This is a genomic window from Plectonema radiosum NIES-515 (assembly GCF_025753815.1).
GTDB classification, from domain to species: domain Bacteria; phylum Cyanobacteriota; class Cyanobacteriia; order Cyanobacteriales; family Nostocaceae; genus Hassallia; species Hassallia radiosum_A.
The window spans coordinates 1-12,023 of sequence record NZ_JAOWRF010000375.1 but is presented as its reverse complement, the minus strand read 5'-3'; the positions used below and the strand labels follow the sequence as shown (position 1 = coordinate 12,023).

11 protein-coding genes and 1 tRNA gene are annotated in these 12,023 nt (G+C 42.0%); 8 read left to right on the top strand and 4 right to left on the bottom strand.

Annotated features, from left to right (window positions below; genetic code table 11):
* Positions 1 to 242 precede the first annotated feature (242 nt).
* On the top strand, positions 243 to 1,343 hold the full coding sequence (locus OGM63_RS26660) for an AI-2E family transporter (RefSeq protein WP_263748734.1): 1,101 nt from the start codon (positions 243 to 245) through the stop codon (positions 1,341 to 1,343).
* Positions 1,344 to 1,542: 199 nt separating this feature from the next.
* Here OGM63_RS26660 and OGM63_RS26655 read toward each other — a convergent pair whose 3' ends face one another.
* On the bottom strand, positions 1,543 to 2,079 hold the full coding sequence (locus OGM63_RS26655) for an FKBP-type peptidyl-prolyl cis-trans isomerase (RefSeq protein WP_263748733.1): 537 nt from the start codon (positions 2,077 to 2,079) through the stop codon (positions 1,543 to 1,545).
* Positions 2,080 to 2,330: 251 nt separating this feature from the next.
* Positions 2,331 to 2,404 (bottom strand) — tRNA-Pro (locus OGM63_RS26650).
* 195 nt (positions 2,405 to 2,599) lie between these two features.
* Between OGM63_RS26650 and lipA the strand changes: the two genes are divergently transcribed.
* Positions 2,600 to 3,478 carry a lipoyl synthase gene (lipA, locus tag OGM63_RS26645; protein ID WP_263748732.1) on the top strand — a complete coding sequence of 293 codons (879 nt, stop codon included), beginning with the start codon at positions 2,600 to 2,602 and terminating at the stop codon, positions 3,476 to 3,478.
* A 41-nt stretch (positions 3,479 to 3,519) separates the two neighbouring features.
* Positions 3,520 to 4,032: a CDP-diacylglycerol--glycerol-3-phosphate 3-phosphatidyltransferase gene (gene pgsA / locus OGM63_RS26640; RefSeq protein ID WP_263748731.1), complete on the top strand. Its 513-nt coding sequence runs from the start codon at positions 3,520 to 3,522 to the stop codon at positions 4,030 to 4,032.
* 175 nt (positions 4,033 to 4,207) lie between these two features.
* On the opposite strand, the gene OGM63_RS26635 is transcribed toward pgsA, so the two are convergent.
* Entirely contained in the window at positions 4,208 to 5,146 is a 939-nt protein-coding gene (locus tag OGM63_RS26635; protein ID WP_263748729.1) for an NAD-dependent epimerase/dehydratase family protein, read from the bottom strand.
* A 285-nt stretch (positions 5,147 to 5,431) separates the two neighbouring features.
* On the opposite strand from OGM63_RS26635, the gene OGM63_RS26630 reads away from it, so the two are divergent.
* The 4 genes from OGM63_RS26630 to OGM63_RS26615 all read left to right on the top strand — a co-directional run bounded on the left by OGM63_RS26630 (position 5,432) and on the right by OGM63_RS26615 (position 10,065).
* Positions 5,432 to 6,577 (top strand): glycosyltransferase, encoded by a 1,146-nt coding sequence (locus OGM63_RS26630; RefSeq protein ID WP_263748728.1) that lies wholly within the window; start codon positions 5,432 to 5,434, stop codon positions 6,575 to 6,577.
* A 112-nt stretch (positions 6,578 to 6,689) separates the two neighbouring features.
* On the top strand, positions 6,690 to 7,451 hold the full coding sequence (locus OGM63_RS26625) for an undecaprenyl-phosphate galactose phosphotransferase family protein (RefSeq protein ID WP_263748735.1): 762 nt from the start codon (positions 6,690 to 6,692) through the stop codon (positions 7,449 to 7,451).
* Positions 7,452 to 8,015: 564 nt separating this feature from the next.
* Complete coding sequence (gmd, locus tag OGM63_RS26620) at positions 8,016 to 9,095, top strand: GDP-mannose 4,6-dehydratase (protein WP_263748727.1); 1,080 nt, start codon at positions 8,016 to 8,018, stop codon at positions 9,093 to 9,095.
* Between the two features lie 25 nt (positions 9,096 to 9,120).
* Positions 9,121 to 10,065: a GDP-L-fucose synthase family protein gene (locus OGM63_RS26615; RefSeq protein ID WP_263748726.1), complete on the top strand. Its 945-nt coding sequence runs from the start codon at positions 9,121 to 9,123 to the stop codon at positions 10,063 to 10,065.
* A gap of 238 nt (positions 10,066 to 10,303) precedes the next feature.
* Here the strand turns inward: OGM63_RS26615 and OGM63_RS26610 are convergent, their stop codons facing one another.
* Positions 10,304 to 10,984, bottom strand: a complete 681-nt coding sequence (locus OGM63_RS26610; RefSeq protein ID WP_263748725.1) for a tetratricopeptide repeat protein — start codon at positions 10,982 to 10,984, stop codon at positions 10,304 to 10,306.
* A gap of 302 nt (positions 10,985 to 11,286) precedes the next feature.
* On the opposite strand from OGM63_RS26610, the gene OGM63_RS26605 reads away from it, so the two are divergent.
* Positions 11,287 to 11,616, top strand: a complete 330-nt coding sequence (locus OGM63_RS26605) for a YbjQ family protein (protein WP_263748724.1) — start codon at positions 11,287 to 11,289, stop codon at positions 11,614 to 11,616.
* Positions 11,617 to 12,023: the final 407 nt, after the last annotated feature.

Here is a 12,023-nt window from a genome sequence, read left to right as displayed (position 1 = left end):
GGATGGGGGGGATAAGGAGGACAAGGAGGACAAGGAGGACAAGGAAGACAAGGGGGAGTAATAACTCCTGACTCCTGACTCCTGACTCCTGACTCCTAACTCCCCACTCCCCCACTCCCCCACTCCCCTACTCCCCACTCCCCCACTCCCCACTCCCCAGATATAGGCGAAAGTCGCGAAAATCAGCTAACCTAGCTGCATTGAAAAGAAAATGCATCTCGTCAACAGTTCGGAGACAGCCTGTGAATCTAGGTCAATGGATCGGCTTAATCGCCCTCGTTATCTCTTTATACATCTTGTGGCAAATAAAGGAAGTACTTTTACTGATGTTTGCCGCAATTGTATTAGCCACCACCTTAAATCGGCTGGCGAAACGCTTGCAACGCATGGGGATGGGACGTGGACTCGCCGTAATTGTGTCGGTAACGATTTTTTTGGCGGTCGTCGTAGGCTTTTTCTGGCTGATTGTACCGCCTTTTACACAGCAGTTCCAAGAACTAACGCTTCGGGTTCCCCAAGGGTTTCAACGCTTCAATACTTGGCTTGACCAAGCAGAAACTCGCATTCCTACTCAACTTACACAATATATACCTGATGTAAATAGTCTGATTCAACAAGCGCAACCTTTAATAAATCGCGCATTAGGAAGCTCTTTTACGTTTGTCTCTGGCACTTTAGAAGTAGTTTTAAAAATTTTGCTAGTGCTAGTTTTAACAGGAATGTTTTTAGCCGACCCCCCAGCTTACCGCAAAGTATTTATACGGTTATTTCCCTCATTTTATCGACGACGGGTAGATGGAATATTAGATAAATGTGAAGTTTCATTAGAGGGATGGGTAACAGGGGCTTTCATTGCAATGAGTGTAGTGGGATTGTTAAGTGTAACTGGCTTATCAGTTTTAGGTGTGAAAGCAGCGCTTGCCTTGGGAGTATTGGCAGGATTTTTGAACTTGATTCCAAATCTGGGTCCAACGATGAGTGTAATTCCGGCAATGGCGATCGCGCTTTTAGATGCACCTTGGAAATCGCTTGCTGTGTTGGTTATTTACTTTTTTATTCAGCAAATAGAAAGTAATTTTCTTACCCCGATTGTCATGGCACGTCAGGTGTCATTGCTTCCTGCTGTCACCTTAATTTCTCAACTTTTCTTTGTCACATTCTTTGGCTTTCTGGGATTATTCTTAGCGTTACCCTTAACCGTTGTCGCCAAAATTTGGGTGCAAGAAGTCTTAATTAAAGATGTTTTAGATCAATGGGGAAATAAATCTCACAGAGAAACAGAATTAGTCCTTGTTTCTGACCAGGCTTCTCTAGATGCTAACCAAAAAAATGAAGATAAATAAATTGTAGATGATGTGTAAAAAGCTGTTTTCATCTTGAAAACTGGAGATGCCACAACTTAGACTAGCTTATTCTTAATAAGGGATATTTTCTGAAGACAACATTGCGTTGAACCTTAACTATTAAGGTTCAACTTTTGCAAGACTGGGATTTCACCATCTTGACTTTAACTAAAGTTCAAGCCTAAAGCGAAATAAACTTTTAAGGGGTGATATCTACAAGTTCGATATCGAAGATTAAATCTTCTCCAGCTAACGGATGATTTGCATCTAAAGTAACTTTCGAGTCAGAGATATTAGTGATCGTCACCGGAATAATTTGTCCAGATGGTTGCTGAATTTGCATCTGCTGACCTACTTCTGGTTCCATTTCCGGGGGCATTTGGTCGCGTTCAACTTCTACTACCATTTCTGGACGATGCGAACCGTAAGCTTCATCTACGGGGATTTTTGTAGTTTTTGATTCACCAGTATTCATCCCCAGAACTGCCTGTTCAAATCCAGGAATGATTTCTCCTGCACCTATGGTGAACTGCAAAGGGTCACGCTCAGTAGAAGAATCAAATACTGTGCCATCTGTCAATTTGCCAGTGTAGTGAACCATTACAGTATCACCATTTTTTGCTTGTGCCATTAATTTTCTCCTGAGATTTTTTACTAAGGAAAGCATTGAGGTATAAATCAGATACCATTTTAACCACCGAATATCGGGTAAGCGGTGGTTTAATTCGACATCCAACGCTGACTTTCTTCATTAAAGGATATAAGCGACTTGCAAACCAAAAAAGTCTGCCAATTGACAGACTTTTTTGGTGATTAATAGACTATAGAACTTACGCATTGACAAGGTTGCCAAGAAATGCAGTAAGTTAAAACAAGGAAATTTTCAGGCGATCGCTAATTAACAGGGACACAGAAAGACCGATAATACTTTGATTGGCAAGGACGAGGGGTTATTGCGACATATAATCTGCGAATGTACGGCAAAAATCGGGATGACTGGATTCGAACCAGCGGCCCCTTCGTCCCGAACGAAGTGCGCTACCAAGCTGCGCTACATCCCGCCACAAAAATGGCATATCATACACAACATAACATGATCTGTGATGAATTACAAACTAGGGAACAAGCGGGAGACGGGGGGCATGGGGAAACAAGGAAAAATTTCTCTCCCACACCACGCTTCCCCCACTCGTAACTCCCAACTTCAGCCTGCTCTTGCTACCATAAACGAATGTATATCTCGATAGAAGCGGATTGTGACTGTTAAACCAGACTGGTTGCGTGTCAAAGCCCCTCAATGGGAGCGTGTCGGTAACGTTAAAGAAATTTTGCGGGATTTAGCCCTGAATACCGTTTGCGAAGAAGCCTCCTGTCCGAATATTGGTGAGTGCTTCAATGCTGGTACTGCCACCTTTTTGATTATGGGACCTGCTTGTACACGCGCTTGTCCTTACTGTGATATTGATTTTGAGAAAAAACCCCAACCCCTAGACCCTACCGAACCCGCACGACTAGCCGAAGCGGTAACACGGATGAAATTAAATCACGTGGTGATCACTTCTGTAAACCGGGATGATTTACCCGATGGTGGTGCAACGCAATTTGTTGGTTGTATTGAAGGAATTCGCACTGTCTCACCTCACACTACAATTGAGGTGCTAATTCCTGACTTGTGTGCTAACTGGGATGCTTTGGGGGTAATTTTGCAAGCTGCCCCAGAAGTTCTCAACCACAATACAGAAACCGTTCCGCGTTTATATCGTCGAGTGCGTCCCCAAGGTAATTATGAACGCACGTTGGAATTAATCAGGCGATCGCGTCAACTTGCACCCCAAATATACACCAAATCCGGTATCATGGTTGGACTCGGTGAAACCGACCAGGAAATCCGCGCCTGTATGCAAGATTTGCGAGATGTCGATTGTGATATCTTGACAATTGGACAATATCTCCAACCTAGTCAAAAACATCTGAAAGTCGATAACTTTATCCATCCAGAACAATTCACCGCTTGGAAAGCTTTTGGCGAAGAAATCGGATTTTTACAAGTTGTTTCCTCGCCCTTGACAAGAAGCTCATATCATGCGGAAGAAATCAAGGAATTGATGCAGCGATACCCAAAGGTGAGTACTTAGACGCCAACAGACTTCATACTTTTTTATCCTTCATCCTTCAGATGACTCTACCAAATTGGATTACTTTTTCTCGCCTTCTGGGTATACCATTTTTGCTTTATGGTTTGTACGATCCTACTCCTCAATTGAGATGGGTATGTTTGGCGGTTTTTCTGGTTGCTGCGCTGACTGATTGGTTAGATGGCTATTTAGCACGGAAACTCAATCAAATTAGCGAGTTGGGTAAATTTCTCGATCCGTTGGTAGATAAATTGCTGGTATTGGCACCGTTACTGGTTTTGATTGAGTTAGGACGAGTTCCAGCTTGGGGAGTATTTTTAATTTTCGGACGAGAGTTAGCGATCGCCGGGTGGCGAGTTAATCAAACTACAATTAGTGGGGCGAATATTTGGGGTAAGCTGAAAACTGTGAGTCAGATAGTGGCGATCGCACTTTTAATTGCACCTCTTCCTCAAGTGTGGCAGATGCCTTCGGTGGTTGCATTTTGGGTTTCTGTCGCTTTGACGTTAATTTCTGGGGCAATTTATCTTTTACCCCAAAAAGAAAATCCTTAACGTTTTCAAATAGACAAACGTCGTGGAAAACAATTATTGTGACGTAGCACTGCTACGTCTCTATGGGTTCTGAATAAAGCATATTTAAATTCGGTTGGTGTCTAATAGACTTTTTAGAACACAAGTAGCAAAAGGATTGCTATAGATTCCAACTATGACAACCTTTGCTTATAGTTTAACAACTTGACAATATCTCCTCATCTACAGAAAAATCAACTTCAGCCTGATCTTGCCTAGAAGCAAAATAATCATTCTCCAACGAATCTTGTAGCCCAGAAATCAAATCATACTCAGGCTGCCAATCTAATTCTTGCATCGCTTTATTCACCGATGCAAAGAAATGTTGCACCCGCATGGGGAAAGCTTTGCGCTTGCCGAAATCAAACTTTTTCGGGTCATAATGGACAATTTTCACTGACTCAGAGGATTTACCAGCTGCAACAGCACAAGCACGAGCTAAACCATCAAAAGTCACAAAGCGATCGCCTGACACGTTGTAAATTTGCCCTATAGCCTGTTTGTTACCTACAATCTTAGTCATTGCCTTTGCTAAGTCTTTCACATGACCAAATTGGGTGATGTGCATCCCATTACCGGGGATGGGAATCGGGCGATCGCGTACAATTCTATCAAAAAACCAACTTTCCAACTCATTATAATTACTCGGACCATAAATGTAGGTTGGACGAATGGACGTAAAAGGCAATCCCGATTGTGTTAAAAATGCTTCCGTTTCGTGCTTACCTTTGTGACGACTTTTTGGATCTACTGCATCTCCTTCTACATGAGGCATTTGATCGGATTTAAGATACACCCCAGCCGAACTCATATAAACAAAATGTTGCACGCGATCTGAAAAAATTTCCGCGAGCGGTTGAGTATCAGTAAGTTCCCGTCCATTGTTGTCAAAAACGACATCAAAGTTTTCTTTTGATAACTTTTCTTTGAGCTGAACCGCGTCAGTGCGATCGCCTGTAATTTGTTCTATTCCCGGCAACGAAGGTACTGGACGATTACCACGATTGAACAGTACCACTTTATGTCCCTCTTCCACTAGCAGCTTCGTTAGGTAGACACCAATGAACCGAGTACCACCCATAATTAAAATTCGCATAAATTTCCCAATTTATCTCAGTAGTAGGGGCTAGAAGCTAAGAGGGCTTGGAGTTAATGTTTCTAATCCTAATGCCCCGTATGGAGGCGATCGGGTTCTAGTCCCCTCAGTCCAAGCGTCCCCAATTTTAGGTTATCAGGTCGCGGTATCGTGGAAACTCTTTCCCAAGGATTACGTCTTCTGATGAATGTGGGGTGCTTCCCATTAATTAATTAATTACAACCGGAAAGTTCTTAGTTAACTTTATAACTACGACAGCGTGTTTTCTACCAATTACAGTTAGCAGTGCCCTTGAAATATGCTTTAGTTCATGAATGGCTTACACCCAAAGCCACAGGCGGTTCAGAACTCGTTGTCCGGGAGATTCTGAATCACATTGATGCTGACTTGTATGCCCTCATCGACTTTGAATCTAATAATGCCGAAAGTTATTTATACAAGCGTCGAATTGGCACAACGTTTGTTCAGCACTTTCCCTTTGCCCGCAATGGTGTTCAAAAATACTTGCCATTTTTACCGCTGGCGATTGAACAACTAGATTTACGGGAGTATGACATAATTTTGTCTTCATCCCACGCCGTTGCGAAAGGCATCCTCACCACTCCCGATCAGTTGCATATTTGCTACTGTCATAGTCCCATGCGTTATGCCTGGGACTTGACTTTTGATTATTTAAAAGCAAGTAAGTTAGGCAATGGTTTACCAGGGTTGGCAACCCGATATCTACTGCATCGTTTGCGCTTTTGGGATGTGTTAACGGCAAATCGGGTTGATTATTTTCTTGCTAACTCAGAGCATACAGCTCGTCGAATTTGGCGCTGCTATCGACGAGAAGCAAAAGTAATATATCCACCGGTGAATATTGAAGGATTGCCATTTTTTTCTCAGAAAGAGGATTTTTACCTAATTGTTTCCCGGTTAGTCAGTTACAAACAAGTATCTTTAATTGTTAAAGCTTTTAATCAACTGCAACGACCTTTAGTAGTAATTGGTACAGGACCAGAGATGAAAAAAATTCAGGAAATAGCGGATTCTCATATCCAAATACTGGGGTGGCAACCAGATGATGTAGTAAAAAAATATATGGCTAGTGCCAAAGCATTTGTGTATGCAGCTTGTGAAGACTTTGGCATTGCCTTGGTAGAAGCACAAGCTTGTGGTACGCCGGTGATTGCTTATGGTGCGGGTGGTGCTTTAGAAACTGTACGAGATATTCGCACTAGTGAAGTGGGTACAGGGACGGGTATATTCTTTCAAAATCAGACAGAGACAGACCTTGTAGAGGCTGTACAAACCTTTGAAGCGTATGAGGGTAAGTTTAATCCAGAATATGCGCGATCGCACGCTGCCCAATTTTCCCCAGAAACATTTGCAGAACGCTATCTAGATTTTATCAATACGTGCAACGAAAAAAGACCATCTTTAGGGTAATGGTCTTAATTTTTGCGATAGTTTTGTAGGCTTTTGGAAAATTATCCCCAGAAGCGCCTCCGAAAGGCTTTAAGATTGGGACTATGTGTGGTGTGGATTATTTAGGAGTATGATGACTGCCCAGAGCTCACTCCTCTCCGGCAAGCGGCGAAGCCTACGGCAAGATGCTAGCGCGTCTATGCGTACTTTCTTAAAAGGTGGTCAAAAAACCAAGACACCTAGATTTAAACCCAAAGCATTGACTTTACAAGGTTTAAACGGAGAGTTTGCCAAACGACTGTTCGACATTTTGTTTTCGCTGTTAGTACTGATATTGTTTTCGCCTGTTTATTTGGTTTTGACCTTACTGATTGCTTCTAGCTCACAAGGTCCGATTTTTTATATACAAGAACGAGTCGGCAAAAACTACAAGCCATTTAATTGTATTAAATTCCGAACAATGGTGAGTAATGCTGACGAAGTTCTCATGCAAATGATGGAAACATCACCGGAATTGCGACAAGAGTTTGAGGCTAGTTTTAAGCTCAAACATGACCCCAGAATCACAAAAATTGGTCGATTCTTGCGAATTACTAGCTTAGACGAGTTTCCCCAATTTTGGAACGTTTTAAAAGGGGATATGAGTGTTGTTGGTCCGCGACCTTTAGTAGAGGAAGAACTGCCAAAGTACGGGTCTGCGATCGATCAAATTTTAACTATCCGACCAGGAATTACGGGATTGTGGCAAGTTTCAGGGCGCAATGACATTCCCTACCCCCGGAGAGTTCAAATAGACCTGCATTATGTCAAATTTGGCAATCTTTGGCTCGATTTATGGATCATCTTGAAAACTGTTGGTGTTGTGGTTATTCCGAAAAATAACGGTGCGTATTGAGAACCTAATTGTTTCCTCATCGCAAAAGTAAATAACGCATTCAAAGCCCAAAAAATCCCACATGCTAATAGCTGTGGGATTTTTAATGAATATATATTCTTTTTATATGTTAATTTATGCAAATCCTAATTATTTAAAAAATACTCAACCAATAATTATACTATTATTGATAGCAATTCTCACATTCATGAGGTACAAAATATTGAATTAACCGCTTCGGAAGACAGATAAACGCGAATGGACGCAGATAAATTTGTACCTCAGCAGACTAGGAAAGGCTATATATCTCTGTAAAACTTATACTTGGTTCCATCTTCACAAAAACTACATTTTTATGAAATTTTGATAAAGATGAAAAAATTATACAGAATTAGGTAAAAAATGCTGAATAAAAGTAAGGGGAATAACGTAAAAGTACTTATTTTCAAGTACTTTTACTTAAGCTTTTAGCACCGATGCCAGCGAAATTCGTAGGTTTCCCATTGGGCAATTGAGCAATTAGCTGCTAGGTTGTATCAGTTTGCCTGTATTTATTTAATCAAAAACGACAAGGGATAGTTGAGCATGACCCAACAAAAGCGAGCGTTAATTACTGGTATTACTGGTCAAGATGGTTCATATCTGAGTGAATTTCTGCTCTTACAAGGTTATGAAGTTCACGGTATTATCCGTCGAACTTCTACTTTTAATACAGACCGCATCGATCACATTTATGAAGATCCTCATAAACAAGGAGTGCGGTTATTTCTTCACTACGGAGACCTGACAGACGGTACCACCCTGCGCCGCATTTTAGAAGAAGTCCAGCCTATAGAAATTTACAATCTGGGCGCTCAATCTCATGTACGGGTAAGTTTTGATTCACCTGAATACACGGTGGACGCAGTTGGAATGGGAACTCTGCGTTTGTTGGAAGCGATTCGTGACTATCAACATCGCACTGGGATTCAAGTGCGATTCTACCAAGCAGGTTCTTCGGAAATGTATGGTTTAGTACAAGCTGTACCACAAAGCGAAACAACACCGTTTTACCCCCGCAGTCCCTATGCTTGCGCTAAGGTTTACGCTCACTGGCAAACGGTGAATTACCGCGAATCTTACAATATGTTTGCTTGTAATGGCATTCTGTTTAATCACGAATCCCCCAGACGGGGTGAAACATTTGTCACGCGCAAGATTACAATGGCAGTCGCCAAAATTTTTGCAGGTAAGCAGAAAAAACTTTACATGGGCAATCTTGATTCCAAACGGGATTGGGGCTACGCCAAAGATTACGTCAAGGCGATGTGGCTGATGTTACAACAAGAGCAGCCAGATGATTATGTGATTGCCACCAATGAAACTCATACAGTGCGCGAGTTTCTAGATTTAGCGTTTGGTTATGTGAACCTTCCATGGGAAGATTATGTTGAGTTCGACGACCGTTATCTGCGCCCATCTGAAGTAGACTTGTTAATCGGGGATTCTACCAAGGCACGGCAAAAGTTAGGCTGGGAACCATCGATAACATTTAATCAGTTGGTATCGCTGATGATGGAAGCAGATTTGCAAGCACTCGGTTGCACTTCACCGAATGGACATGGTTCGCAAATGCCTCATGATATTGCTACTGTTCGTCAAGAATTGGGTGTTCTCCACTTCTGATTAATACACCGATGAGGAGAAAAATATGACCGCCTTAGAACTGAAAAACAAACGGATTCTTGTTACAGGTGGGGCTGGGTTTTTGGGGCGTCAGGTAATAGATAAGCTGTGTAAGGCTGGAGCCGATCGCCAAAAAATTACAGTTACGCGATCGCTTGACTGCGATTTACGTGTCTGGGAAAATTGCCAACGCGCAGCTGACCAACAAGACATTATTATCCACCTAGCGGCTCACGTTGGCGGTATCGGTCTAAACCGTGAAAAACCCGCAGAGTTGTTTTACGACAACTTGATGATGGGTACACAGTTGATTCACGCTGCTTATCAAGCTGGGGTAGAAAAATTTGTTTGTGTTGGCACTATCTGCGCTTATCCCAAATTTACTCCAGTGCCATTCAAAGAAGATGATATTTGGAATGGCTACCCAGAAGAAACCAACGCTCCCTATGGAGTTGCCAAAAAAGCGCTTTTGGTTCAACTCCAAGCTTACCGCCAGCAGTACAACTTTAATGGCATTTATCTTCTGCCAGTAAATTTATATGGACCTGAAGATAACTTTGACCCCAGTAGTTCCCATGTCATCCCAGCGTTAATTCGCAAAGTTCATGAAGCGCAAATTCAGCAACAAAAGAAACTTCCTGTTTGGGGTGATGGTAGTCCTACCCGCGAATTTCTTTATTCAGAAGATGCAGCGCGGGGCATTGTTATGGGCACTCAATTCTACAATGATTTTGAACCGGTTAACTTGGGCACCGGTTATGAAATTTCCATCCGCGATTTGATTAATCTTATTTGCGAATTGATGGAGTATGAATGCGAAATTGTTTGGGAAACCGACCAGCCCAATGGTCAACCGCGTCGCTGTTTAGATACTGAACGGGCAAAACAAGCCTTTGGTTTCACCGCTCAAGTAGACTTTAAGCAGGGGCTGAAGAATACTATCGAGTGGTGGCGTAAAAACGCTGCATAACTTTAAGTAGGGCATATGCCCTACTTAAACAATTCAGGCACTACATTCTGATTTTAGTTTCCAATAGACATCTCCATAAATGAACTATGCGTTGTCCAAAACCCTTGTAGAGACGTGAAATTTCACGTCTCTACATTGTTTTTCGGAGATGTCTAATATGATATAGCTGCAAGTCTGGCTGATAAAAGTTCGGTTATCTTACCAGTACATGCAGCGATATGTTGATACTAAAGTTAAATCAGCCTCCCAAACCTCGCAGCAAAGCTTCTACCCTTGCCACACCATCTGAGTCATTGCGCCGTTGGTACAAGTCACGTGCTTTATTAAGCACATTACTCGCTTCTTTGGCTTTTCGCCGTTGCTTGAACATTGAACCCATAAACTCATAAGTTTGGGCATAATTCTTATCAATGTTAATCGCTTGATCGTAAGCCCACATAGCTGCATCGTAGTCTCCCAGACGGGATTGCGTCACACCCAATCCCAAATAGGCATTAATGTTGTTGCGGTTAAGCTGTATCGCTTTACGATAAGCTTCCTTCGCTCCAGCAGTATCTCCCAAATTTCCTTTGATATAACCTACAGCATAGAAAAAATCGCCATTGTTGGGGTCAATGCCAAGGGCACGACGGTAAGCTGCTAACGCTGCGGGGAAATTTCCTTGTATAGCGTATAAGTAACCCATGCCAGAATGAATCTTGGCATTCTTTGGCTCGATCGCTACTGCTTGTTGATAAACAGAAATCGCGCCATTATAGTCTCCAGCATTCACCAACCGTCGCCCATCTTCTAGCAATTGCTTTAACTCTGCGCTTTTGGCTTGTGCTACTGTCACCTGAGCCTGAGCCACCGAGGGGATTGTAGCTGCAAAACCACCTAATAGAACAACACTTAGTAAAAATGATGTGTGCTTATACACCGTAATTATCCTGAAGTATTTGGCAATTTTTTCACATGTAGTGTAATTGCATGTACATTAAAACAAAAATCTTGAGTTTTGAAAACTGTATTTATTCTGTCTTCATGCTTATTCTTGATGCATTAGACTCATCCGCTGTAGTCAGCGCAAAGAGCGCTTATGTTGGCTGATACCATTTTGATGGGTGAAACGTTCATATGTTGGTGAAAAACAATGTCGTCATCACTATATCTAAATACTCTATTCCAAATCTAAAATCCGGTTAGAAGCATAAGCTGATGTGATCCTCAAGAGGCTAATTTATGATTTTAACCACTACCGATGTAATTCAGGGGTCTGTTGTTCAGTCGTATTTAGGTATTGTCACGGCAGAAGTCGTCTACGGCAGCAATTTCCTACGGGATTTTTTCGCTAGCATTCGGGATATTGTTGGTGGACGCACTGGCAGCTATGAACGCTTATTTGAGCAAGGTCAACGTAAGGCACTCCAAGAGTTAGAACAGCGGGCATTGCGTTTAGGGGCAGATGCTGTTGTCGGCATTGAATTTGACACTGGCACGATTAATGTTGACCAGTCAGGGGTTTTGTTGCTGATTACCGCAACAGGCACCGCTATCAAGCTGCGTAATTGAGGAATGCCTTGATTATCTGATGTGCAGCAATAATTTTTGTTCCCTTTTTATCTAAGAAAAGTTGGATTGGGGACTAGGGACTGGGTACTGAGTAAGATTTGGGTGGGGTATGAATCTCCATCCAAATCTTACTCATAATTTCTTCCCCAGTCCCCAGTTCAACATCTTGCTTCAGTAATTTCAGTTGAAAAAGGTAAATAAATTAACGCCTAAAAATTACTAGCTCCCAAGTGAAAATTCGCGGTGTTCAGATTCGGTGACTTCGCATTCATTTGTCACCGAATCTAATTTTTCATGCTTTTATTTAGGACTGGTATAGATACTCATTTGATTGAAGTATCGAATTATATTTGTTGATTATTTTCTCCGAAAATACAACTTAAATTGTTTTTTCTATCTTAATAACT